This window comes from Glaciecola sp. HA4-3 (genome assembly GCF_055693685.1).
Genome location: NZ_CM146340.1, coordinates 777,939 through 803,637, shown reverse-complemented (window position 1 = coordinate 803,637; position 25,699 = coordinate 777,939). Strand labels below are relative to the sequence as shown.

General features: G+C 39.9%; 24 protein-coding genes and 3 pseudogenes. 7 read left to right on the top strand and 20 right to left on the bottom strand.

Annotated elements, in window-relative coordinates:
• The first annotated feature begins 73 nt into the window (after positions 1-73).
• The 6 genes and pseudogenes from ACZ1G6_RS03780 to ACZ1G6_RS03755 all read left to right on the top strand — a co-directional run bounded on the left by ACZ1G6_RS03780 (position 74) and on the right by ACZ1G6_RS03755 (position 6,429).
• The gene (locus ACZ1G6_RS03780; RefSeq protein ID WP_472618131.1) at positions 74-658 is read left to right on the top strand and encodes a thymidine kinase; all 585 of its coding nucleotides are present in this window, start codon (positions 74-76) and stop codon (positions 656-658) included.
• 115 nt (positions 659-773) lie between these two features.
• Complete coding sequence (locus tag ACZ1G6_RS03775; RefSeq protein WP_472618130.1) at positions 774-1,994, top strand: acyl-CoA dehydrogenase family protein; 1,221 nt, start codon at positions 774-776, stop codon at positions 1,992-1,994.
• A 46-nt stretch (positions 1,995-2,040) separates the two neighbouring features.
• Positions 2,041-3,112: pseudogene (locus tag ACZ1G6_RS03770) on the top strand (phosphotransferase family protein).
• Positions 3,113-3,154: 42 nt separating this feature from the next.
• On the top strand, positions 3,155-3,901 hold the full coding sequence (locus tag ACZ1G6_RS03765) for an SDR family oxidoreductase (protein ID WP_472618129.1): 747 nt from the start codon (positions 3,155-3,157) through the stop codon (positions 3,899-3,901).
• A complete protein-coding gene (locus ACZ1G6_RS03760) occupies positions 3,901-4,764 on the top strand; it encodes a bile acid:sodium symporter family protein (RefSeq protein ID WP_472618128.1) in 864 nt (287 codons plus the stop codon). Before ACZ1G6_RS03765 ends, ACZ1G6_RS03760 begins: the two co-directional genes overlap by 1 nt.
• Before the next feature lie 246 nt (positions 4,765-5,010).
• The gene (locus ACZ1G6_RS03755) at positions 5,011-6,429 is read left to right on the top strand and encodes a serine hydrolase (RefSeq protein ID WP_472618918.1); all 1,419 of its coding nucleotides are present in this window, start codon (positions 5,011-5,013) and stop codon (positions 6,427-6,429) included.
• Between the two features lie 13 nt (positions 6,430-6,442).
• On the opposite strand, the gene ACZ1G6_RS03750 is transcribed toward ACZ1G6_RS03755, so the two are convergent.
• The 15 genes from ACZ1G6_RS03750 to ACZ1G6_RS03680 all read right to left on the bottom strand — a co-directional run bounded on the left by ACZ1G6_RS03750 (position 6,443) and on the right by ACZ1G6_RS03680 (position 17,594).
• Positions 6,443-8,191, bottom strand: coding sequence for a monovalent cation:proton antiporter-2 (CPA2) family protein (locus ACZ1G6_RS03750; RefSeq protein WP_472618127.1), 1,749 nt, complete (start codon positions 8,189-8,191; stop codon positions 6,443-6,445).
• A 60-nt stretch (positions 8,192-8,251) separates the two neighbouring features.
• On the bottom strand, positions 8,252-8,683 hold the full coding sequence (locus ACZ1G6_RS03745) for a DoxX family protein (protein ID WP_472618126.1): 432 nt from the start codon (positions 8,681-8,683) through the stop codon (positions 8,252-8,254).
• A 39-nt stretch (positions 8,684-8,722) separates the two neighbouring features.
• On the bottom strand, positions 8,723-9,517 hold the full coding sequence (locus ACZ1G6_RS03740; RefSeq protein WP_472618125.1) for an HvfC/BufC family peptide modification chaperone: 795 nt from the start codon (positions 9,515-9,517) through the stop codon (positions 8,723-8,725).
• Positions 9,518-9,533: 16 nt separating this feature from the next.
• The gene (locus ACZ1G6_RS03735) at positions 9,534-10,424 is read right to left on the bottom strand and encodes an MbnB/TglH/ChrH family RiPP precursor modification enzyme (protein ID WP_472618124.1); all 891 of its coding nucleotides are present in this window, start codon (positions 10,422-10,424) and stop codon (positions 9,534-9,536) included.
• Positions 10,425-10,724 (bottom strand): BufA1 family periplasmic bufferin-type metallophore, encoded by a 300-nt coding sequence (locus ACZ1G6_RS03730; protein ID WP_472618123.1) that lies wholly within the window; start codon positions 10,722-10,724, stop codon positions 10,425-10,427.
• Between the two features lie 112 nt (positions 10,725-10,836).
• Positions 10,837-11,322 (bottom strand): YHS domain-containing (seleno)protein, encoded by a 486-nt coding sequence (locus ACZ1G6_RS03725; protein WP_472618122.1) that lies wholly within the window; start codon positions 11,320-11,322, stop codon positions 10,837-10,839.
• A gap of 151 nt (positions 11,323-11,473) precedes the next feature.
• On the bottom strand, positions 11,474-11,746 hold the full coding sequence (locus ACZ1G6_RS03720; RefSeq protein WP_472618121.1) for an MGMT family protein: 273 nt from the start codon (positions 11,744-11,746) through the stop codon (positions 11,474-11,476).
• Positions 11,747-11,823: 77 nt separating this feature from the next.
• The gene (kynU, locus tag ACZ1G6_RS03715) at positions 11,824-13,086 is read right to left on the bottom strand and encodes a kynureninase (RefSeq protein WP_472618120.1); all 1,263 of its coding nucleotides are present in this window, start codon (positions 13,084-13,086) and stop codon (positions 11,824-11,826) included.
• Positions 13,079-13,738, bottom strand: a complete 660-nt coding sequence (locus ACZ1G6_RS03710) for an alpha/beta hydrolase family protein (RefSeq protein WP_472618119.1) — start codon at positions 13,736-13,738, stop codon at positions 13,079-13,081. The genes kynU and ACZ1G6_RS03710 overlap by 8 nt, the downstream gene beginning before the upstream one ends.
• Positions 13,672-13,983 carry a hypothetical protein gene (locus ACZ1G6_RS03705; RefSeq protein WP_472618118.1) on the bottom strand — a complete coding sequence of 104 codons (312 nt, stop codon included), beginning with the start codon at positions 13,981-13,983 and terminating at the stop codon, positions 13,672-13,674. The genes ACZ1G6_RS03710 and ACZ1G6_RS03705 overlap by 67 nt, the downstream gene beginning before the upstream one ends.
• Positions 13,984-14,049: 66 nt before the next feature.
• Positions 14,050-14,289 (bottom strand): DUF2780 domain-containing protein, encoded by a 240-nt coding sequence (locus ACZ1G6_RS03700; RefSeq protein WP_472618117.1) that lies wholly within the window; start codon positions 14,287-14,289, stop codon positions 14,050-14,052.
• Complete coding sequence (locus ACZ1G6_RS03695; protein WP_472618917.1) at positions 14,183-14,581, bottom strand: DUF2780 domain-containing protein; 399 nt, start codon at positions 14,579-14,581, stop codon at positions 14,183-14,185. The genes ACZ1G6_RS03700 and ACZ1G6_RS03695 overlap by 107 nt, the downstream gene beginning before the upstream one ends.
• 103 nt (positions 14,582-14,684) lie before the next feature.
• Complete coding sequence (locus ACZ1G6_RS03690; RefSeq protein ID WP_472618116.1) at positions 14,685-15,203, bottom strand: YchJ family protein; 519 nt, start codon at positions 15,201-15,203, stop codon at positions 14,685-14,687.
• Between the two features lie 162 nt (positions 15,204-15,365).
• Positions 15,366-15,785 (bottom strand): BLUF domain-containing protein, encoded by a 420-nt coding sequence (locus ACZ1G6_RS03685; protein ID WP_472618115.1) that lies wholly within the window; start codon positions 15,783-15,785, stop codon positions 15,366-15,368.
• A 135-nt stretch (positions 15,786-15,920) separates the two neighbouring features.
• On the bottom strand, positions 15,921-17,594 hold the full coding sequence (locus tag ACZ1G6_RS03680; RefSeq protein WP_472618114.1) for a putative bifunctional diguanylate cyclase/phosphodiesterase: 1,674 nt from the start codon (positions 17,592-17,594) through the stop codon (positions 15,921-15,923).
• A 463-nt stretch (positions 17,595-18,057) separates the two neighbouring features.
• Here ACZ1G6_RS03680 and ACZ1G6_RS03675 point away from each other — a divergent pair, with 463 nt between their 5' ends.
• Positions 18,058-20,016, top strand: coding sequence for a putative bifunctional diguanylate cyclase/phosphodiesterase (locus tag ACZ1G6_RS03675; protein WP_472618113.1), 1,959 nt, complete (start codon positions 18,058-18,060; stop codon positions 20,014-20,016).
• Between the two features lie 40 nt (positions 20,017-20,056).
• Here ACZ1G6_RS03675 and ACZ1G6_RS03670 read toward each other — a convergent pair whose 3' ends face one another.
• The 5 genes and pseudogenes from ACZ1G6_RS03670 to gcvT form a co-directional block, all read right to left on the bottom strand.
• The gene (locus ACZ1G6_RS03670) at positions 20,057-20,266 is read right to left on the bottom strand and encodes a helix-turn-helix transcriptional regulator (RefSeq protein ID WP_472618112.1); all 210 of its coding nucleotides are present in this window, start codon (positions 20,264-20,266) and stop codon (positions 20,057-20,059) included.
• Positions 20,259-20,720, bottom strand: coding sequence for a hypothetical protein (locus tag ACZ1G6_RS03665; protein ID WP_472618111.1), 462 nt, complete (start codon positions 20,718-20,720; stop codon positions 20,259-20,261). Before ACZ1G6_RS03665 ends, ACZ1G6_RS03670 begins: the two co-directional genes overlap by 8 nt.
• Positions 20,721-21,032: 312 nt before the next feature.
• Positions 21,033-23,964, bottom strand: a pseudogene (gene gcvP, locus ACZ1G6_RS03660) (aminomethyl-transferring glycine dehydrogenase).
• Positions 23,965-24,072: 108 nt separating this feature from the next.
• The gene (gene gcvH, locus ACZ1G6_RS03655) at positions 24,073-24,462 is read right to left on the bottom strand and encodes a glycine cleavage system protein GcvH (RefSeq protein WP_472618110.1); all 390 of its coding nucleotides are present in this window, start codon (positions 24,460-24,462) and stop codon (positions 24,073-24,075) included.
• 84 nt (positions 24,463-24,546) lie between these two features.
• Positions 24,547-25,645, bottom strand: a pseudogene (gene gcvT / locus ACZ1G6_RS03650) (glycine cleavage system aminomethyltransferase GcvT).
• Between the last annotated feature and the right edge of the window lie 54 nt (positions 25,646-25,699).

Below are 25,699 nucleotides of genomic sequence, written 5' to 3'. Positions count from 1 at the left end.
CCAAGAAAACGATTAGTCCAACAAGATCATGTTCCAAGCATGGCATGTTAGTTGATATCAGGAACAAGCCCAAATGGCGCAATTATATTTTTATTACTCGGCGATGAATGCTGGAAAATCAACCTCCCTGCTTCAATCAGCATACAACTACGAAGAACGCGGGATGGAGGTTTGTCTATTTACCGTCGCTTTTGACAATCGTTTCGCAGAGGGCAAAATTGCATCGCGCATTGGTTTACAATCCCCTGCCCACTTGTTTTCAGAAGACACCAACTTATTTGATGTGATGAATGACATCGTTAGCGCCAAAAAAATCTCCTGTATTTTTATCGATGAAGCTCAATTTTTAACCAAACAGCAAGTCAAACAATGTTTAAAAATAGTCGACAAATTAAATATTCCAGTACTAGCCTATGGCTTAAGAACAGACTTTAGAGCAGAAACATTTACTGGTAGCAAATATTTGTTGGCATGGGCAGATAAATTAAGCGAACTAAAGACCATCTGTCATTGCGGCAAAAAGGCTAACTTTGTTGCTAGAATGAATGAACAGGGAAATGTAATTAACGATGGTGACCAAGTCGATATTGGCGGAAACGAAAAATACGTATCTTTATGTCGAAAACATTACTGCCAAATTACTGATTTTTACAAATAATCCTTTCTGTTCATATTATAAATGGGAATGATAACTGGATGTCAATTTAAGCAATTTGTGGATCGCTAGTGGATTACACTAGTATAGAGTCATTACAAAACAAAAGGCTTCTATCATGGACTTTTCTCACAACCCTAAAACCCAAGATTATCTCAAACGCATTCGTGACTTTATGGATACTCATGTCTATCCAATCGAAAACCAAATGTACGAAGAAATTCATGCGCTAAGCCCAGATGGAGATTGGCAGAACTGGAAGGTTCACCCTAAAATCGAATCTCTTAAATCTATCGCAAAAGAACAGGGCCTGTGGAATCTATTCTTACCAGATGCACAATTGGCCCAAGGCTTAAGTTGTTTAGAATATGCGCCGCTTGCGGAAGAGACGGGTCGAGTGTTATTTGCACCGGAGTTATTTAACTGCAATGCGCCAGACACTGGTAATATGGAAGTACTTTATCACTTCGGTAACAAGCAACAGCAAGAAACATGGCTACAACCTTTATTAAACGGAGAAATACGTTCGGTATTTGGAATGACGGAGCCTGACGTTGCCTCCTCTGATGCGACGAATATGGAAGCGACGATACAAGATTTAGGCGACGAGTTACTGCTAAATGGAACCAAATGGTGGACAACAGGATTGGGCCACCCAAATGCAAAAGTGATGATTTTTATGGGTTTGTCTAACCCGGATAACGATAAACATAACCAACATTCCATGGTAATAGTCCCTTTAGATAGCGAAGGGCTCACTATAAAGCGCATGTTAACCGCCTATGGTGACTATGATGCACCATTTGGACATGGAGAACTAACCTTAAACAACGTTCGAGTCCCTAAAGAAAACTTATTAGTCGGCTTAGGCAAAGGCTTTGCTATTGCTCAAGGTAGATTAGGACTAGGGCGCATACATCACTGTATGCGAGCAATTGGTATGGCAGAAAAAGCACTTGAACTAGGTATCAAAAGAGCTTTATCGCGACAAGCATTTGGTAGACCGCTTATTGAATTAGGGGGCAACAAAGAGCGTATTGCACAAGCAAGAATGTTGATAGAACAGTCAAGGCTATTGACACTCCAAGCTGCATGGAAAATCGATAACTTAGGCGTTAAAAATGCAATGGTTGATATTTCTGCAATTAAAGTAGTTGTGCCTAACATGGCCTCACAGGTTGTTGATATTGCGCTACAATTACATGGTGGTGCTGGCATGTGTGGAGATTTCCCACTTGCGCGTTTTGCAGCCGGAGCACGTTCACTTAGACTTGCTGATGGTCCTGACGAAGTGCATATGGCGATGGTATCTCGCCTAGAGCTTAGAAAATATCGATAACAAACCAGCACTTATAGCTAGCCAAACAAGAAAAAGGCAATGGAAAATGACAAACAAAGTCTTAGATAAAGCAGGGGCCGTCAGAGAAGGCGAAGAATTACCCGTTGAGCCTTTAAAAGAATGGCTAGCGCAGCATGTTCCTGATCTTCAGGGGGATATGCAGGTAACTCAATATTCAGGCGGTGCATCTAACTGGACCTATTGTCTGGGTTTTGAGAACAAAGAAATTATTCTGCGACGTCCACCAGCCGGAACTAAAGCAAAAGGTGCTCATGACATGGGCCGCGAGCATCGTTTACAGGCAGCGTTGAATACCGTGTATGACAAAGTGCCTACCATGCTTGGTTATACGGATGATGAATCTATCATTGGCGCTGAATTTTATGTCATGGAAAAAATTAACGGCATTATTCCGCGCAAGTATTTTCCTAGGGGTTTGGATATCAGCAAGTCACAAGCAAATCAATTATGCAAAGTGATGTTAGATGAACTGATTAAACTACATAATGTTGATTATAAAGCCGCTAATTTAGAGCATATTGGAAAAGGTAGCGGTTATGCACAACGACAAATAGAAGGATGGATTACGCGCTACAGCAAAGCAAAAACTTGGAATGTCCCAAGCGCAAAAAAAATTATGGCCTTAGCTTGAAAATAATATGCCTGAAAAAGAAACAATATGCATTACACACAATGACTATCGTTTTGATAATTTGGTCTTAAATAGCAGTGACCCTACCGAGATTCTAGGCGTGCTTGACTGGGAACTTGCGACTTTAGGTGACCCCTTAATGGACTTAGGTAACAGTTTGGCCTATTGGGTTGAAGCCAACGACGACTTTGTAGCAAAAAGTACACAACGCCAACCCACCGACATTCCTGGCATGATGACTAGACAAGAAGTGATTGACTATTATTGTACTAAACAAGGGATTGAAGCTAGTGAATTTGCATTTTACGAAGTGTATGGCTTATTTAGATTAGCTGGCATAGTCCAACAAATTTATTATCGTTATCACCATAAACAAACGCGCAACAAAGCATATAAAAATATGTGGTTTTTTGTACACTATTTACTCTATCGCTGTAACAAAATTATCAAGCGTTACGCGAAGTAAAATAATACCCAGTACCCCTACTAGATTAATCGGAAAATAATAATGAGAAAAAATATATTAATTACGGGCGCAAGCTCTGGCCTTGGTAAGGGAATGGCAATCGAGTATGCCAAAATGGGCCGGAACCTTGCTTTGTGTGCTCGACGCATAGAGCGACTTGAAGCGCTTAAAGAAGAGTTACACGCTATTAACCCTGATATTACTGTTTCAATAAAGTCTTTGGACGTGAACAATCATCCTCAAGTGTTTGAGGTATTTGAAAGCTTTAGACAAGAATTAGGCAGCTTAGATAGAGTAATTGTAAACGCAGGCATGGGCAAAGGCGCCTCTATCGGTACAGGATACTTCGAAGCTAATAAAGAAACCGCAATTACTAATTTTGTTTCAGCATTAGCACAGTGTGAATCTGCGGTAGGCATATTTAGAGAACAAAATCATGGACATCTAGTCACCATATCATCCATTAGCGCAGTACGAGGCTTTAGACGCGCATTAAATGTTTATGCAGCAACGAAAGCTGCCATCACATCACTAAGTGAAGGGCTTCGTATTGATTTAGCGCGCACCCCCATTAAAGTGTCGACGGTTCATCCAGGATTTATTCGTAGTGAAATTAACGAGAAAGTTGAGAAAGTGCCATTTATGGTAGATACCGAAACTGGTTGTAAAGCAATCGTTAAAGCCATTGAAAAAGAAGGGGCTAATTCTTATGTACCGAGTTGGCCATGGGCTATTTTACAACTCGTAATGCGTATAGCTCCTCTTTCTAGTCTTGCAAAAATGTCATAATGCAAGCCTCTATATTCACACAAGTTTTACTACCCCTAGTTTTAGCTATTATCATGTTTGGTATGGGATTAAGCTTGCAAAAGACAGACTTTGTTCGTCTTTTTAAATTACCCAAGCCGGTATTTGTTGGATTATTTGGGCAACTAGTATTATTACCGCTGCTGGCGTTTGGCATTGCCGTTGCGTTTAACGCCCCCGAATCTGTCGCGATTGGCTTAATGATAATTGCAGCTTGTCCCGGCGGTACAACCTCTAATCTATTTGCACATTTGGCTAAAGCCAATCTTGCACTGTCAATTTCCTTAACTGCTGTAACAACCGTGATTTGTGTCTTTACGACCCCATTTATTATCGCGTTTTCAATTGCGTACTTTTCAGTAGGTGAACCAGTTGAGTTTTCTTTATTAAGTGTTAGTTTGGGCTTAATGCTTATTTCATTGGTGCCAGTGAGTATTGGTATGTTGGTAAGAGCAAAGTTTTTAAATTTTGCGCTTAAAAGCGAGCCTTTTTTTCGCCGAGCATCCTTTGTTTTTATGATCATGTTAATCGCAAAGATTAGTTATGATGAATATGACATGATGGTCGCTGCTTTTCCAGACATGTTCATCCTTACTATTGGCTTGAACCTTATTGCCACCTTGATGGGTGTTTTCCTAGCTCGCTTATTTATATTAAGTGTTAAAGATGGGGTGACTTTAGGTATTGAAGTCGGGACACAAAATGCAACAATGGCAATTTTAATTGCTGTCACCTTAATTGGCGTTGAATCATACTCAGTCGTTGCAGGCGTCTATGGTGTGATGATGTATTTAGGCGCTTCATTACTGGTTGCCTATGCTAAAACCAAAAGGAAGGAAGCTTAAATCACGCTTATGTTTAACAAACACATTACCATTGCACTTTGCGTATCCCTTTTGCTTATGTGGTCTTCATTAACGTGGTCCAAATTACCATTAGACAAAGCCAATTTTGATGCCCAAGTTGAATTAGCCTTAGATACATTTTATACGCCTTAGTGTGTCTATTGGTGTAGTGCATAAAGATAAGGTAGTACTAGCGCAAGGGTATGGTAATGCAGTTATCTCAAGGCTTGAATCTGACTATAGGCAATAAAAGCAAGTGAGCAAACTTACTTCAGGTTGGCGTCTTTAAGTAAAGCGTTTACAGCTTCAGCGTTAGCAATTTTAGTCGACGAAAAAAAGCTAGCTTGGGATGATAAAGTCGTTGATTACCTACCTGATTTTAAGCTCTATAGTCATTATGTAACGGTTAATTTTACTATCAAAGATCTTTTGACTCATCGCAGTGGTCTGGTTGGCGGCGCAGGTGATAGTATGATTTGGCCAGAACCCTCGGGATTCACTCGTGAAGAAGTTGTGCACAATCTTCGTTATCTAAGCGCTCGCTATCCGTTTCGCGCAGAATATGCATATAGCAATGTTTTGTATATTACCGCAGGAGAAGTCGTCAGCAAAATCACTGATATGCCATTTGAAGATTTTGTTGAAACACGGATTTTTAAACCATTAAATATGCGTTGCTTTGCAGGCGATCTACCTCAAGAAATTTTGCCAAAAAGTGCACTTAGCTACGGTCACAATGATGATCAAGGTATTTTCCCAATACCTCGCAATCAAATCTTTGCAAAAGGTTTAATGTCATCAGCGGCTGGGGGAATGGTTTGTAACATTGAAGAGATGAACAAGTGGGCTCGTCAGCTTCTAAATGGTTTTAATAAAAAGCGCGAATCATCTTTACCTTTCAGTCTAGATAGCCTTAATGAAATGACCTCTGCACATACTGTCTTAAATATTTCAAGCAATGAAAAAGATTGGGATAAAACGTGGACTAAGTCTTATGGACTAGGGTGGCGTATTTCGAATATCGGAAAATTTAGAGTGATTTCTCATACTGGCGCACTATCAGGCTATAGAGCTTATTTAGTTTTAGTACCAGAGCTCGATTTAGGAATTACCATCCTTAGTAATGGGTCAAGTAGCGGCTTACGCAACAGTATTATGCAAATACTGTTAAAAGCTTTTATGCAAAAATACGACTTTAAAGATCAAACAGAAGTAGATTGGATTGAAACCTATGTAAATCACTTAGAAAAACAAGAACAACGCTATTTTAGCCGACTAAGAGTGCCTATCGCAGATGAAGATTTACTGATCGGCCCACAGGATGTGATTGGTACATACACAGACCAATGGTTTGGAAGCTTCACAATTTCACCTAGTACTCAAAACGAACCTGAGCAATCACTTAGAATTACTTTTGAAAAGATGCCCACATTGGTTGGAAACGTCATACCATTTGAGGGCGCACAGTTCAAAATTGAGTGGGATAACAAAAATGCTCAACAAGATGCTCTTATACGCTTCACATTTAACGATAATGCGAGTGCAGACGAAGCCGATAGTGTCAATACAAATACTGTCAAGATAGAAAGCGCAACACTCTACCCTTTTACTGAGCGTCGACTCTCGCGTCATGAGTATCGAGATATGCTATTTATCAAGCAATAAGCGTGTGAGATATTTACTGCTTATCATCAATAAATATCTGTTGTAGTTCTTCTCGGCCTCTATTTACTTTCTTAACAAGTTCATTTGGCGCCAAATCTTCTTCGATAACATCGTTCAACTGCTTGTGGTCATGAGCAGCAAATATCTGCGTCATGCGCTGTGCTTGTCCTGTTGTGAAGCCAAATTCAACTAGTACATCTTCACAGGCGCTAATCCCACCCTCAAACACTTCTCTGGTATAACGCTGCACACCCAGTTTAGCAAGTTCAGTAGCGTGAATTCGATCCCGGGCTCTAGCGACAATCTTAATATGCGGATAGTGCTTTTGGATAAGTTGAACAAGTGTGGTAATTTGCTGCGCATCATCAATAGCCACTAACACAATGCGCGCGCTTTCAATCCCTGACTTTTTAAGGAGATCTAAGCGTGTCGCATCACCATAAAAAACTTTGTTACCATACCGCTTTACAAACTCTATGTGGTCTGCGTCCTTATCTAATGTTGTAAAAGGGATACCATTTGCCGCAAGCACGCGAGCAGTAATTTGGCCAAAACGCCCAAACCCAGCAATAATTACTTGGGGCTCGTGTGTTACTTCTTCGTTTTCATACACCGTTGGACAATTTTTTGAGTTAAAGAACATTGCATATAGAATGACAACCGGTGAGGTCAACGCCATTGAAAGTCCGACTACCAAGTTAGTTTTGGCTGCAATTTGCGGCTCAACAACCAGTGAACTAACTGCCAGCGTCATCACTACAAAAGCAAACTCACCGCCTTGAGATAACATTAGACCCACTCTGCTTGCATCATTTAAAGACTGTTTGTTTATCTTTAAGATAAGTGCAATGATCAAGGCTTTAACAAGAACCAATAGCAAACTCATACCAACAATCAACATGGGCTCTTTTGCCAATAGTCCTAAATCTAAGTTCATGCCAATGGCAATAAAAAACAATCCTAACAGCAAGCCCTTAAAAGGCTCAATTTCTGTTTCAAGCTGATGTTTAAAACTACTGTCTGCCAGCAAGATACCAGCAATAAACGCCCCCATTCCCATCGATAATCCTGATGCTGACATAGCTAAAGCGGTTACTAAAACCAAAAATAAGGCCGCCGCTGTCATTACTTCACTTGAACCATATTTAGCAATTAATCTAAGCACCGGGTTTACTAAAAACCGTCCGCCAACTAAAACGCCAACCACAGCTCCCACACTGATATACCAAGCAACACCGTCTTGTGTTGTTTGCGGCGATAATGCTGCAACACCTAATAAAATAGGTATAACAGCAACATCTTGCATAAGCAGTATCGAAAACCCTTGCTGATCAGGTGGTGTATTTAAGATACGCTGCTCGTTCATGAGTTGAATGGCAAATGCCGTTGATGATAAGGCTAAAGCCAAACCGATGGTAATACTGGTAGCAGTGCTTAAATCAGCAACAACGTAACAAAATGCAGCAATAATTAAGGTGCTTAATGTTAATTGGCTTCCACCGCTTAAAACGATTTGATTACGCATTCTCCATAAGGTAGCAGGCTCTAATTCAAGACCAATGACAAACAAAAGCAATACCACACCAAGCTCAGCAAAATGTAAAATCGTATAAGGGTCGTCAATAAAGTTAAATACAGATGGGCCAATAAGTACGCCAGCGATTAGATAGCCCAAGATTGCACCTAACTTAAGCTTTTTGAATAAGGGGACCGCAATTAGCGTTGCACCCAAAAAGATTGCAGTTGAAGTAAGAAGAGTCATAAGGCTACACTTGAGGAGTAATCGTTTAAGTGTAGCCGTTTATTTGCAGAGTTTTAAGAATTATTTGATTTTTAGGAATTGGTCTACAGATAACTTCTCTGCGCCCCAAATCACGACAGCCAAAAGCATAAGCCCCCAAATCACATGCAAATTGTACGCAGCTTGAGGAATATCTTCTAAACTGATGACAGCAACATAATTTACGATAAACAAACCGATAGCAGCTTTGCGAGAAAATAAACCAATTGCAAGTAAAACTGGTAACACAAGCTCGCCCACGGTTGCCAAATAAGCAGCTGTTGTAAAGTCTAAAACTGGAACTGCATATTCGTATTCAAACAATAGCAATGTGCTTTCCCAATCATTTAGCTTCGTGAGACCCGATTTAAAAAACACCCAAGCAACATATAGCCGAGCACCTAATAAGGCCGGAATAGCTAAATAATTAGCTTTTTCGAATACTGAATTATATAAACTGATTATCTTAGTCATTATCTTTTTCCATTTTGTTTTGGCACAAGCCATAAATATTTATTTCGTTGCGATACCATAAATTCGCCTAGACGAGATAGCATTTTGCAACCACTGGGTTATGGCCATTTGGTCGTCACCAAAATGGGCTAATGTAAGGTCAATACTATCTTTACGCAGTAAGCTGTTAAAGACTTTCGCCTCGATATCACTAAGATACTCATGCTTTGCTTTATAGTATTCACGCCACACTACAATAGACCTAGGTAAGCCTAAATTTATTGCATCAACCACTAAATTATTTGTTTTTTGTGTGAAAGCCTCGCGTTGTTGCATGTCGTTTTGCAAGTCTTCATCATGCACAAGCCGCGATAACTCAACAACTGGAAAATACATTGGGAGCACTGACAAGCCAGGCGCTGCAATGAAATTAAGTTGATCTGGAGCCTGAGTACTTAACAATTGAAAGCTTTGTGCATCAAAGTCGATATCTGCACTGCGCTCTACTTGCATTTTACATTTGTCTAAATAAGCGAGCTCTGAAAGAAACGGCATGCTTTGAAGCGCTTCAATACTCAAGATATACTCGGCAAAGGTTTGTCCGTAGTCTGCCCAATCAAATTCAATTTTCGGCTGACTTAGCAGAAAGTCGCGACATAAGCGTCTAAAGTCGCGTTCATCCAAAAGCCCTTCTACCGTTGGAAAGCTAATAGCTAAGGCTCTTATTCCATTTTCAATATAATTATTATGATAAACCCAAAGAGCATCATTTACTTTTTGATCAGGTAAGGCATTTAATTTGTCTGACTCTACTTGCTTAAAAATATCGCTAATAATATGTTGTTGATAGTTCATTTATTTAGCCACACCTTTATTGATTTGAACAAATTTGACGTGCAATTTTAGCTTGTTCAAGCAACTTTTCCCAAGATGGTAAATTGTTATCCCATTCTACTAAGGTTGGGCGATGCTTAAATTTGTTAATCACTTTCTCGTACAATTGCCAACACTCTTGTGATACTTCATTTGCATGGTCGTCAACAACAAAGCCATTTACGGTTGATGGACTAAACCCTGCAAGGTGAATCTCACCAATCAAATCTTGGGGAATTTCAGATATAGCGGTAAATATAGCATTTACTTGATCACTAGCACCTTGATTGATGGCATTGACTATTAGATTGTTCAAATCAAGTAAAAGTCCACATTGAGCTTGGTCACACATACTGATTAAAAACTCAGTCTCTCTCATTTGGGCTTCGTTGGCACTATCAAGTTGTGAAATATCTAAATATGCAGATAAGTTTTCAATCAAGATTGCTTGTCCCAAACTATCTTGAACCTGCTTTATATTGTCGACGATGACTGATAATGAACGCTTATCATAAGCGATGGGCAATAAATCCCCAGAATGCAGGACCTTGCCGTTTACTTTCGCGCGGTTAAAACAAAGATGCTCTGAAACTAGGGGGGCTTTGGCAAGTTCAACGACACGTTTAAATTGGTTTAGGACATCCTTTGGTACTTCTAGTGTCGAACCTAAACCAAGTGATGTGCCATGAACCGAAACAGTGTACTTTTGTGCGACATCTCTGAGCAATTCGAGGCTAATGCCGCCATTTGCAAAGAAGTTTTCGGCATGAATCTCAACAAAGTCTAGTGTATTGTTTTCAAGCGTATCGGCTAAAGCCTGATCATAGTGGGAATGACGAAGCCCAAGACCTATAAAGGGCTTGGGCTTGGGTGAAAAGCGATTAATCAATTAACCGTTTTTCTTTTCTGCTTGCATCTTTTTAAATAACTCTTTAGCTTCTTTACGATCATAGCCGCCAAGATCTTTACACGTACCTTTTGGTACTAGGCGCCATTCACCGATATCATTATCGACTGTAGATTGACCCGCACAGCTGTGCGTTCCTGCTAAGTTACCACAATCATTTTGACCGGCTAAAGAAACACCATAACATTTTTCTTTTTTCTTACTAGCAGCGTCAACAGCATCAACAACGCCTAAAGACATAACAGTAGCAAGGGCAGCAGCGGCAGCGATATTCGTTTTCATAATTCTTCCTCTTTTTATGATAAGTAGCTTGATTGATTTAATGTTATCAAGCTTATTTAAGTAAACCGGATTACAATGAATATAATTTCATCATAGTCCTATTTTTTTAAAATTAAAGCTCAGACACAGGTGTGTTTGCGATTTCAGTCCAAATATCATCACCTTCAGTAATATATTCTGCTTGATTTGTTAACCATCTTGCTTGAGCTCGCTTGTTTAGGTTTAGATATAATTTTCCGTCAACAATATCAAAAGCATCAGGTTCAATTGCGTATTTTTTCTCTTGCGTGACACCAAATGCGCAGTATCCACCATATTGTGGCGCGTACTTATCAGGGTCATTTTTAAACATTGTCTGGTGCTCAGCACTACTGAAATGATATACCGCACCTTGGTGGCTAGCAGTATATTCGCTACTACCTAAAGTTGGTTCATTTAAGGTAAAGTAAGCAACTGGATCATAGCCTTGAATTGCTAATCGTTGCTCGTCAACATTTATTGCGTCAATCGATGAACTGGCTTGTGACGGAATCAAGCCACATGAAGTTAGAGTTAGTGCCACTAGTGCAGCTAGGGTATAAAGTATGTTCTTTTGCATCTTGCTCTCCGTGAGTATTTAGTAAAGTCACTAATAAGACCTACCCCTATCCGGAAAACTTTCAAAATATTTACAAAATTATCAAAAGTACTTGTATTTTAGCCAGCTAAGCATCTCAATTTTGTGACCTTTATTATCAAAAAAGGAATTATCAAAAAGATAGGTCCTGAAGAAGTGTAAGAATATCAGGCTCCCAAACAAAGTCCTTGAGTTTAACTTTATTATTCAATACCGCCACATCCTCTTCTTGGAGTAAAGCCGTTTGCAAAAGAGCTTGTTCGCTGCCTTTTGCAAAGGCAATGTGACCAGAAGAACGTAACACTCGATGCCAATTTACGCTATGACCATCTGGTATTTTCCCTAAGACTTTTCCAACTAGCCGCGCTCTACCTGAGTAAACCAGATAAATCTGCAATCTGTCCATAACTAGCGACTTTACCTGTAGGGATAAGGTTGACTGTCTTAAATATCCTCGATGCATATTTGGTGCTCATAAGTCACTTAGGTCACTGCGCTTTTTATTTGATACTCAGGTAAAAGGTAGTCTTTATTTTGCATGGTCTGCTGCATAATGATTGCAGCATCAAACATATTTTTATGGTTTAAAAACAAAGGAGACAAACCAATACGTAACACATTTGGTGCTCGAAAATCAGCCACAAGGCCTTTTGCAATTAAACACTGACAGATAGCAAACGCATCTTGATGATTAAATGAAATTTGACTACCTCGTTGATGGACATCTGTATTACCGTAAATGGGTAAAAGCTCGATAACCCCTAAATCTATGAGACATGTTTGAAAAAAGTGCCCTAGACTAATTGATTTTTTTCGAATACTTTCAATACTTACTTTGCTAAAGATATCAAGCGCCGCATCACACACACTCATTGATATAATACTTGGTGTCCCACACAAAACTTGCTCTATACCGAGTGCTTTTTGAAAATCATGCTCAAATTCGAAAGGTTGCTTATGGCCAAACCATCCGCTTAGTGGCTGTTGCATAGTTCCCATGTGTTTAGGTGCAACGTACACAAAACCAGAGCTTCCAGGACCACCATTCAGATATTTATAGGTGCACCCCACCGCATAGTCTACATCCCATTTGTCTAGTGATAATGGCATCACGCCAGCACTATGCGCCAAATCCCATATGACCAAAATGTCATGTTCATGTGCAAGCTTGGTGAGTCGCTCGATATCATGTACATCTCCATTTTTAAAATTCACTTGGGTAAGCATTAAGACCGCAATAGTGTTAGCATTTGCTACTAGACTATCTTCAATATCCTGTGCATCTACGCTGAGCAGCTCGCATTGCTTATCTCCCATCAAAGACGACAAACCCTGTACCATATAAATATCAGTTGGAAAATTGTCTTTTTGAGTCAGAATTTTTGTTCGAGCTTTATCGATTTGTTGTGCTTGGCCAAGCGCTGAACTTAAGACTTTAAACAAATTCACCGAAATAGAATCACAACAAACGACTGTTCCTAATTCAGCGCCCAAAATAGGCGACAATTTATCGCCAATTATAGTTGGTAGACGCACCCAATCATGGGTATTCCAACTAGCAATGAGGCTATCGCCCCACTGCTGCTCAACCACGTCTGACGCCCTTTTCTTTGCTAAATTACTTAGTGGCCCTAAAGAGTTCCCATCCAGATAAATAAGCCCTTCAGGCAACACAAATTCAGTCACTAGATGTTTTAAGGAGTCTTGTTCATCTAAAGAAATAGCTAACTGTGATAACTCACTCATACTGATTTATTTTCTTTATTGCGTGTAATAGCTGTTTAAACGCATAGGATTGAGGATGGATCCAATCAAAATGTCCAACGCCATTTATTTCAGCATTATTCGCCTGTGGATGCTGAGCCATGACACTTGGTACGATGCTATCGACTGAGCCAGAAAAGAGTATCATGCTTCGAGCATGTTCAAAGTTATAAACCAAAGGGTTTGCAGCTTGATATGCTTGAGGCCTTTGTGTTGGTGTTCCGCCCATAAATGCAGGTGTTGCGCTTTGGCAACTATTATCACCATTTGCATAGGCAGCGATATCAACTATTGGGGCTAAACCGATTACATGTATCTGATTGAACATGTCTTTTACGCGATTGGCTAATAACATTGCTAAATGGCCGCCGGCACTGTGCCCGATAATAATTACTTCATCTGCTTTACTATCTTGCTTTAATGTTTGTGCTGCTAGCGTTAGGTCATCCAAAGCGATAGGCCACTCTCCGCCATTACCACTTCGGCGATATTCTGCCGAATACACATCTTCGCCTTGTTGTGATAATGCTGCGGTAATTGGGTAACTGTGAGTAATATCAAATTGTGCTAACCAACACCCCCCGTGAATAAATAATATGGGAATTCTTGATGTCTGCGCTGAATCTTCAGACACATGTTTGGAAACTTCGCCGTCCCACACTTCGATAAATTGCTCACTCCCCCTGAGAAAGCTAATGTCCGATCTGATTTTTCAGCAACTAGCTTGGCAACCTCAGAATAAGGCACATTTTTCATGCCAGTAGACTCTGTAAACATTTGTTTAGCTTCTGGTTTTGATACGACACTTTGCTCAGCAGATAGCTTACCTGCGAACAAGCACAAAAGTAAAAAAACCAAATGGGAAAATGTGCGACACATACCTTGTCCTTATTACCAAAAAAGCCGCAGATTTTTTGATCTGCGGCTTTTTTAAATTAACTCGTATTACAGACCTTGTAGTCCGCTCATTAGCATATCTTTTATTTCCTGACCTGCAGGTGTATCTAAATATGTCTGAGCAGTAGCCACGTATTCTTGAATCATCCCCAAATCCAAACCAAGTGCCTCAAATTGCTGCTTAAGCGCGTTTACTTGTGCAATTGAATCCGAAAAATTGCCAGCCACATTCATTAGGCCGCCTAGCCCTTCTTGATTGGCTTCTGCTAAGGCAGGAAGATATTGCATTACAGCCTCTGTGCCTTGGTAAATTCTCACTTATCACAGAGAAATCTTCGGTCGATATATTTTGTTTAGCAAAATTTAATAATGCTGCTGTGCCGCCTTGTGCTTGCTCGGTAGTCACACCCAATGAATTTGTCAGGCTACCTACCAATCCATCAACGCTTAAGGCTTCATTATTTGCCTCTTCACTTTCCTTCGCGCTTTCTTCTACTTTACTTGTTTCTTCATCGGAACCGAATAACCTTTCCCACCAGCTTTTTCTTGAGCTTGTACAGTAGAGACAACTAGCAGTGATACAAACATGATAATAGAGAGCACTTTCATTTTATTATTCCTTTATATGAGCGTTTTTAAGTGAAAAATATTAGCTAAAAGCCAGTCACCAAATGTACCAATTATTACTTCGCACAACAACGTTTAAGTTTTTTATTACTGCCACAAAAACATTGATCATTGCGACCTAGATTTAACTTACCAGTTTGACCCAGCATCGTACCACATGCATAACGCCAGTTATCCGCCTGTTTAACAAATAGGCTTTGCTCGTGCATCACATAAATATCACTACCTTGTTGGTAAAACGCTAAAAACTCAACCATACCTACATTATCTTTTTGTTGTGTATCTAATACTTCAAGATGTTTCCATAAGGTACCAATGGCTGAGTCTTTTAACTCTTTAACACTTGGTGCCCTAACAATATTAATTTGTCCAAACTGCGATGAATATTGAACATTATCAATGCTTGCATAAGTACGATGAATATACGCAAAATCACTCCTCACATAAGCACTATAACGTGAGCGCATTAATGCTTCAGGGTGAAGTGGCGTTTTTGTGAAATTTAGAAATGCTTCACAACATTGTTCAAATGATTTGCTGCTGCAACAATGACAAGGAATACTATGTGCTGACATGAATGACTAATTAGTTGATTGCTTAGTTAATTGCTTAAGTGACTTGTTTGTTTAAGTGACTTGTTTGTTTAAGTGACTTGTTTGTTTAAGTGACTTGTTTGTTTAAGTGACTTGTTTGTTTAAGTGACTTGCTTATATTCCTACAGATTGCGGCTTAGACTATTAATCGATGGTTTGACTAAAATGATTTAGCATCTCTACCGCGAAGCTTCCTTTGCCTTGCTCAATTTCAATACGCTTATTTTGCAAGACATCTGTAAACCCTTTTATCTTGGGCGCCGACGGATTAAAGCCCCGCTTAAATCCCATTTCCCAACTTGAAAAGTTTCGTTGTTTGATTTTGGCAATGCCCAACTCTTGTATGTCAGTATGTCGTGGATCTTTCTTGATTCGTTCATATAGCGTAAACACATCACCCGCTTTGCCTTCAATAGCTTGAATAAACGTACTTAAACCGTTGTACAAAAGCATTCCTGTAATATCATTTTGTAAATTATTCTTTCGAGACTGTTGTAACAACTCATCGAGCTCTTGCTGACTAAATACATGCTTTGCTTGGCTCATGTACACAAGTTCTATCATAACTGTTTCCTAAACAAATATTGCTTAATTCTGTGTTATACATTGAGTATAGTACATGAATTCTAGCCTGCACTTTTAATCTATGTAGGATGTCAGTACAGATAAACACTTGGAAAATCATACATCGTTAAATGCTTAAAGTTCTGCTAGTTTTCTGGGCTTGCAATAGTAGTAGCCTTGTAATTGCTGACAGCCCAAAAGAATAAGTAAGTCTGCTTGCTCTTTAGTTTCAACGCCTTCAGCACATATCGTCATTTCTAATTTTTTTGCCATTCGAATGATAGATTCGGTGATCACCTTTGCCCGAGAAGAGGTTTGAATTTCTTCAATAAACTCTTTATCTAGTTTAAGCTTATCAATTTCTATGTGCGACAAATAACTCAAAGAAGAGTAACCCGTTCCAAAATCATCAAGAGCAATAGAAAACCCAAGCTTATGTAGTTTCGCTATCGTGTCTTGTACTAGCAGGATATTGTCAAGCAGACTGTATTCTGTAATTTCAAACTCGATATTTTTAGGGTTAATTTGATGTTTGGCAATCGACGATTGAATACTAGGGAGTAAACTTGCGCTTTTTAGGTCATGAGCCGATAAATTTATCGAGACTTTTATGTACTTAGAATATCGTTTTTGCAACTGGGGTAAGTGAGTAAACACTTCATCAATAACCCAGTTGGTAATTGAACGTACTTTACCGCTATTTTCAGCAATCTCGATAAATTCAGAAGGATATACATCGCCTAACTCACTATTAGACCATCTAATGAGCGCTTCTACCCCAGTGACATTGCCATTTGGACTGACTTGGGTCTGGTAGTACATACTGAATTCATGTTCATCAATGGCATGTTCAATTTCATTTGCTATCGACCGCTTTCGCTGAAGTTTAGATTGCATTTGAGGTTTGAATACACTAAACGAGGTCTGAAACTCACCTTTAGCATATTGCATCGCAATATCGACATGCGTCAACATCTCGTTCACGTTATAGTTTGCTTGGGTCGCAGTAGCCACACCGGCACTAAATTCCAGACTAAATTTCCATGTTTCAATTTGATAGCTTTTTGACACATAAATTAGTAATTCGTGTACGTATTCAAATGCCTGTTGTTCATCTTTAGCATCATTAACAATAACCACAAATTCATCACCCGTTAGGCGTGCTAGTATATATCTACCATCTAAAAAGTTCTTTAGGCGGCGACTAATCGCAACCAACAGCTTATCCCCAATGGCCAAACCATATTTGTCATTAACTGACTTGAAACCCGTCACCCCAATTAAGACCAAGACAACCTCTTGTTTGTGTTTCTTCGCTTTTTGACTAGTTGCTTGTAAGGTCTGCGTAAAAAAGAATCGATTTGGTAATTCGGTAAGGTTGTCGTAAAGCGTTAAGCGGTCTTTAACTATCATATTTTCAATGATACGTCGCGATGTAATACGATGTTTTTTCTTCTCTTGCGCTATTTCATCTATCAATATATTAATCCGCTCAATAATAGAGCCATGAAATGCCGATGGGGCTAGTTTTAAGGGATTAGAATAATCGGCGTCTGCCTGCATAGCATCGATCTGGGTGGACAAATCATACAGCACGCTAGTGCAGTAATCTAAGAATCGACTCAAGGCAAAATAAATTGAGACGCTACAAAGTAGCGTATAGCCTAGCAACAACAGGGTATTTTCTTTTACAAATAAAGTGGTTTCAAAGAGTATGTCGACAATGAATAACAAAAATACGCTAGCGGTAAGGAGAATGATGAGTTCAAACGCACCTCTTAGCCATTGCTTTATCAATAGTTTATCCATTGCCATGCCTATACTGCGCTTCCATGTTTAATTTAGTGAGCTATTCTCAACTATATCCTCGTGTAATACTAGTCATAGTTAAGCACTAAACACATGATTATTCAGCTTTATTTTTACTTTTAGTAAGAAACTCCATAATGATTTGCCTTCTTGAGAATAGATACACTACTGCAGCGGCCAAAAATAGATAATTTATCCTCTCGTTTATGATGTAGTAATAAATCCCCGTTGTGACTACAAGCAAAAACAGAAAAAAGAAAACCCACTCTTTTGTATTAATTTTGTTCATCAATTACTCCTTTTGTACATAAATACGTATACCCAATAATTAAGTTCGGTCAAAGCTATTGTGAAATGAGACAAACTCGACGCAGAAAAATATCAAAATTGTGATTCACGTCCAAGATTGATAGTCTTATGAATAAGCATAGCGACATTCATGTAAGATTATATAAGGTCATATATGACCACTACTGTTGATAGCTTGCACACTGCGGTGTGGATATATGATATCGAGAACGCCTATATAACTTGGGGTAATCAGAGTGCGCTTGATTTATGGCAGTGCAAAAACCTTAGCGAGCTTCAAGCAAAAGACTTCAAAAGTGGCGAATCTGAAGCGGTTAAACACAAGCTAGTGCAGTTTCAAAAAGGTTTTTATGATAATCGTAAATTCTATGAAACTTGGCAATTCACGCCAAATAATAAAGAACTTGAGGCTTTCTGCGTATTCAGCGGACACATCTTTGAAGATGGCCGCATGGGTATCATGGCTGAAGCCACCCCGGTGGAGCTTTTTGTAGATGCGGGTAAACACAATACAACAATTGTAGTAAACACTGATGTTAAGGGCCATTTTGTTAGTGCCAACCCACCATTTTATAAGGCTTTTCCTAAAAACCTACATACATTGGCCCATATATTTAATGACCAAGATTGTTTTTATAAAGTGCTTGAAAATGTTGCTAAAGGCAAACCCTATGAAAGCGATATTTTACTAAAAACGATACATGGACTTGTTTGGCATCATGTATTGGTTGAGCTTAGTAGCAAACAAGATACTACAAACCTGGTGTTTAGCATTAATAACATTCATGAACGAAAGGTTATTGAACAAGACCTAAAGAAACAAGCTTTTACAGATCCCCTAACCGGCCTGCTAAACCGCCGTGGTTTATTAGATATCATTCATCACAATATCAGACAAGATATACAATTTGCGCTTATGTACATCGACCTTGATGGCTTTAAGTTGATTAACGACTCGTTGGGTCACAGTTTAGGCGATTCAGTGTTAAAAGAGGTAGCGGCAAAGTTGCAAGATGAGCTTGTTAAATACGACATTAACTCAATTGAGTTTGGGCGTTTTGGCGGCGATGAGTTTTTAGTGGTACTGCCAAGCAACGAGCAAATTGGGGATATCAACGGTATTGCGCAAACACTGGTTACTCGACTGTCTGCCCCTTATCAAAAAACATACGACCATCCACTTGTACTATCAGCTAGTATCGGTCTTGCGCTTTACCCTGATGATGCACTTAATGCCGAGCATATTATCGTATGTGCTGATTCTGCAATGTATGAAGCCAAGAAATCGGGTAAAAAACGATTTGTTCGCTATCAAAATAATATGGAAATTGCACTACAAAGGGTCAGCCAGCTTTCAAGATATTTAGCTTCAGCAATTACAAAACAAGAACTATCTTTGCATTACCAACCAATAATACACACGAAAACATCAAAAATTATTGCGTTTGAAGCACTTTTGCGCTGGCAAAACTCGGTATTTGGGCAAGTAAGCGCACAAGAAGCAATTCGTGTCGCCGAAGAAACCAGCCTAATTAATGAAATAGAAAATTGGGTGCTAAATCAAGCAATGACAGACTTGCCCGCATTACGCAGCGTAAGCGACGAAAATGTTACCGTTGCAATAAATATATCGGGCAAACACATGTCTGAACCAGGTTTCATTGATGAACTAAACGCACTGATTGATAAACATCAATTATCACCTATGGATATCTCTTTAGAGTTAACCGAAACGATGATCATGCAAAATATTGATGCCAATGACGCTACTACAACAAAGATGTCACAAGAGGGCTATCAATTGCACATTGATGATTTTGGTACTGGTTATTCATCGCTTGCTTACTTGCATAACATTCCTGCAAAGGTGGTAAAAGTCGACAAATCGTTTTTACACCAACCCATTGAAGTAGTTACAACGCTTGAATTCATGCATAAAATGTTTAAACGCCTTAGCATGGATAGTCTAATTGAAGGGGTTGAAACCGCCTATCAGGCACAAGTATTAAATGACATTGGATTTGATTACCAACAAGGTTACTTTTATGGAAAACCTCAAGCGTTAAGCTACTATCTGTCGAAGGATTTTTCTGATAAACAGAAAAAACCATAAAGCCTGCATTGGGCACACTTTATGGCATCACGTTTATTATCTACTGATCAACGAGCGTAAATAGCGATTCTACCGGTATATCAAAGTATTCAGCCAATGCCAATGCAATCACAACAGACGGTGTAAAACGCCCAGTTTCTACTGTGCTTATCGTTTTGCGTGATACGCCAATCGCGGTAGCTAGATCTTGTTGTGACATTCCTTTTTGTGCACGTTGTATCGCTATTGTATTTTGTAATGCTTTATTCATCGCTGTCTCGTAACTGCAATAATGCGGTTAGACCGTAGGCCATAAAACTGACCGCAATTGTAAATGTGCATATTGCTTCAACGCTTATATCTGCGACAAAACGCCCTCCAAATATACCTATCGCCATTATGCCCATGACTGAAAAGTACGCTACCTTATAGGCAATTAAATTCACTTTGTTTAAAAACTCATCCTCATAAGTGCCTATCCATGCGTTTTTGCTCAATGACATTTTACTAAATCGGTTACCGCTAAAAAGGTAATAAAGTGTTACCAACCCAGCAATTGAAGCCAGTAAATAAAAACTCATTGAGATAATGTCTCCCTGAATTGTAAACTCAAACACATCATCTGCCGCAAATATTGACATTAACAAACCAAGCGCAAGGCTTAACTTACTGTAATAACACAAATATTCATGTTCTAAATCTGGATTAACAGCTTGTATATTCATAAATTTTCCTTGTTTAAAATTAACTTCCAAAAATTGATACCCTAGGGTTACCAAGTGAAACCTTAAGGTATCATGCGATACCCTAGGGTATCAACACTTTTTAAAAATTTATTTTGAGGATGGGGAAAACTCAAATAGAAAAGCAAAGGTGAGAAAACAAAGATAAAAAGAGTAATAAAATAGAAAATATTGACAGCGCCATACAAAGAAAAAGGGCCTGATGGCCCTTTTAATTAATAATCATGTTAACGCTGCATAAGATTCATGTTGAGTGTTACTGTAGCATTTCCAAACGTGAATGCATCCGGTCAACTACTCAGCAAAATCCCTATAGCTATCCAAGTCAGGGCAACTACAAATTAGATTTCTATCGCCAAATACGTCGTCGATACGATTCACCGTTGGCCAAAATTTATTGGTCGCAACACTTGGAACAGGATAAGCGGCAAGTTGACGCGAATATCCTCGCTCCCAATTTTCATCAACGATATCAGCTAAAGTATGAGGCGCATTATGCAATGGATTATCAACCGCATCCCATTCACCGCTTTCAACTTTTGCAATCTCTTGACGAATGCATATCATCGCTTCGATAAATCTATCTAGCTCAACTTTAGCTTCAGACTCTGTTGGCTCAATCATCAAGGTACCAGCAACAGGAAAGCTCATTGTTGGCGCATGAAAACCATAATCATTAAGTCGCTTAGCAATATCAACTTCCGTAACGCCAGACGCCTCTTTTAAAGGACGTAGGTCGACAATACACTCGTGTGCAATGCGGCCGTTCATGCCTTTATACAATATAGGATAGTGCCCTTCTAGCTTTGTTGCGACGTAATTTGCATTAAGCATTGCTACTTCGGTTGCGCGCTTTAAGCCTTCACTGCCCATCATTTTGATATACATGTAACTTATCGGTAATATTGACGCACTTCCCCAGGGTGCTGCAGAAACGGCGCTGTTATCACCTAATGCATCTGAAGTACCCGCGGCATTTAACTCCATTAAGGTATGGCTAGGTAAAAATGGTGCAAGGTGCGACTTCACACCAATAGGACCCATGCCTGGACCGCCGCCGCCATGAGGAATACAAAATGTTTTGTGCAAGTTTAAGTGAGAAACATCTGAACCGATTAAACCAGGAGATGTGATCCCTACTTGCGCATTCATGTTAGCGCCATCCATATAAACCTGACCGCCATTTTCATGAATAATGTCGCAGATTTCTTTTACCGTCTCTTCATATACGCCATGAGTAGATGGATAAGTAATCATTGCACAGCTTAAGTTATCTTTTACTTCTTGCGCTTTAGCACGCAAATCATCTAGGTCAACATTCCCTTTAGCATCGCAATTAACAACAACGACTTTTAAGCTGACCATTTGTGCAGATGCTGGATTAGTGCCATGTGCAGATTGTGGAATCAAACAAATATTACGATGGCCTTCGCCTCGACTTTGGTGATAACGCTGAATTGCTAGTAAGCCTGTATACTCACCCTGTGCACCAGAATTTGGTTGCATGCTTAGTGCATCATACCCGGTGACATCGATTAACCATTCACTTAGTTCATCAAGCATTTGCGTATAACCTTTTGCTTGGTCAAGCGGCGCGAATGGATGAAGTTGACCAAACTCGGGCCATGTGACGGGGATCATTTCTGCCGTCGCATTAAGCTTCATGGTACATGAGCCTAAGGAAATCATTGAATGATTTAAAGCCAAGTCTTTGTTTTCAAGACTTTTGATATAACGTAGCATCTCGGTTTCAGAATGATAGCTATTGAACACTTTATGGGTCAAAAACTCACTACTACGCACTAAATTCGCAGGAATTGATGCACTGCCGTTTTGTAAAATCTGATCGTCAAGCTCAGCAAGATTTAAACCATGCCCTTCACCTAACAAGACATCGAATAAATCCATCACATCTTGGCGAGTCGTTGTTTCGTCAAGTGAAACCCCTACGCAGCCTTCAATGTCCGTGCGTAAATTCATTTGTTTTGATACTGCGCGTTCAACAACATCTTGTTTGTTATTAAGTTTAATCGTAATGGTGTCAAAATATGTCGTGTTGACAAGTTCAAGACCTTTGCTTGTTAACCCCATTGCTAAAATATCAGTGAAACGGTGAATACGCTGAGCTATTGCACTTAACCCTTGTGGACCATGATATACCGCATAAAAACTTGCCATATTGGCTAGCAAAACCTGCGCTGTACATATGTTTGAATTGGCTTTTTCACGGCGTATATGCTGTTCACGTGTTTGAAGCGCCATACGCAATGCTGTTTTACCACGGGTATCTTTTGATACCCCAATAATGCGCCCAGAGCAACGAACGCTTGTATGAATCACGGGTTGCAAAGAAAGCTGCGTGTGGACCACCATAACCCATTGGCACACCAAAACGCTGAGCGCTTCCAAACGCCACATCTGCGCCTAATTCACCTGGCGGTGTAATAAGTGTCAGCGCCAGTAAATCAGTCGCCACAGCAACTATCCCTTTATTTGCTTGTACACCAGCTATCGCATCTTTGATGTCGATAAGGGCGCCAGTTGATGTTGGATATTGAAATAATGCGCCGAAGATATCTTCATTGTGTGCTGCATCTATTTCACCATAAACCAACTCAAAGCCAAACATTTCTGCACGGGTTTTAAGTACGTCTTTAGTCTGTGGGTGAACATCATTGGCTACAAAAAACGCATTGGCTTTTTTGTTTTTTGAAACCCGTTTAGCAAGCGCCATAGCCTCAGCAGCCGCCGTCGCTTCATCTAATAAAGATGCAGATGCAAGCGGCAACCCTGTTAGGTCGATAGTCGTTTGTTGAAAGTTAAGAATAGCCTCTAAACGACCTTGTGCGATTTCAGGTTGATAAGGCGTGTAAGCGGTATACCAATCTGGATTTTCAAGTACATTTCGTAAAATAACGTTAGGGGTGAAAGTGTTTGAATACCCCATTCCAATGTATGAACGAAATACCTTGTTTTGCTGTGCAACTGCTTTTAATTCAGATAATGCAACTTCTTCGCGCTGAGCTTTACCTACTTTTAGGCCTTGTGAACGTATATCAGCAGGCACAGTTTGTTGCATAAGGTCATCAAGTGTATTTGCACCAACTTCGGCCAGCATTTCATTAATCTCTTGCTGGTAAGGTCCAATATGACGACGAATAAATTCGTTTTGATTTTCAAGCTCATTTAACGTTGCAGGAGCGGCAACAGGATTAACCACATTCATAACACTCAACCTTACTTTTTGATAAATAGTACCTAAACTTCACGGCTTTGAAGGAAGCCAGTAAAACGTGCACACGGCTTTACTGGCACCTGTTTTTACAATCAGACTTTATTCGTCTTCAATCACGCCCGCGTAAGCTTCTGCATCTAGTAAACTGTCTACTTCTTGTGCATCGTCTGCTTTGATTTTAAATAACCAGCCATCACCAAAGGCATCTGAATTTACAAGTTCTGGGGAATCTTCAAGATCTTCGTTAATCTCGACAACCTCACCTGTGATAGGCGCATATACGTCAGACGCCGCTTTAACCGATTCTGCTACCGCAATATCGTCGCCAGTAGCTACTGCATCGCCAACATCAGGTAAGTCTAAAAATACCATGTCTCCTAACAACTCTTGCGCGTGTTCAGTAATACCGACGGTAAAGACCCCCTCACCTTCTGAACGAAGCCATTCGTGTGTACTGGTATAACGTAATTCTGCTGGGATATTGCTCATAATAGTTCCTAATTTATCTATTTATTGTGTTATCACGATGAAAATTTATTGCATTACTACTTATCAAAAATGTGTGCGCTTTAATTAAAGCACACTCTTTCCATTTCTGACAAAGCTAGGTTTAACTATTTCTACGTTGACTTGTTTTTTGCGCATTTCAACCTGCACTATCTTACCCACTTCCAAGCCAAGGCTTTTGTTAGGATTAGGCACGCGTGCCATTGCAATACTGTGTCCTAAGGTAGGCGAAAACGTCCCAGAGGTTATAACGCCTTCTCCGGTTTCGCATATTACCTTTAAGCCTGCACGCAATACGCCTTTTTCTCGCATAACCAAGCCAATTAGTTTATCGCCCCCATTTGCTTTTTGTTCTTCAAGAGCTGCGCGTCCTACAAACTCACGCTCAGTGGGTTCCCATGTAATGGTCCAGCCCATGTTAGCGGCAAGCGGGGAAATAGTTTCGTCCATATCTTGACCATAAAGATTCATACCCGCTTCTAAGCGCAGGGTATCTCGTGAACCCAGTCCACATGGTGCGACACCAGCATCAGCTAAGCCATTCCAAAACTCTATTGCACGGGCTTTAGGTACCATAATTTCATAGCCTGCTTCGCCTGTATAACCTGTGGTTGCGATAAAGAGATCTTCTGCCTGCACGCCGTAGAAAGGTTTCATACCTTCAACTGCTTCGCGTTGTGCCTTAGCTAAACAACGTTGCCGCCTTTTGCTTTGCTTGAGGTCCTTGAACAGCAATCATCGCAAATGCAGTTTGCTCGGTGATTGTTACATCAAAGCCTTCTGACGTTTTTGCTAACCAATCTAGGTCTTTTTGTTTGGTGGCAGAATTAACGACTAGGCGGTAGTTTGTTTCATCAAAATGATACACAATCAAATCATCAACAACGCCGCCAGCTTCATTAATCATTCCACTGTATAACGCTTTGCCTTTATCTTGGAGTTTTTCGACATCGTTAGCTAGCAAGTAGCGCAAATACGCTTTAGCCTGCGAACCCGTCACATCAACAATTGTCATATGCGACACATCAAACATACCCGCATCTTGGCGTACACTGTGATGCTCTTCAATTTGAGACCCATAATTGATAGGCATCTCCCAACCAAAGAAATCTACCATTTTTGCACCCATTTCAATGTGAGCACTGTGAAGAGGCGTTGTGTTCATGTTTTATCCAAAGCTAATGATTTATGTTGCGAAGTATAATTAAACGAAGGCTTG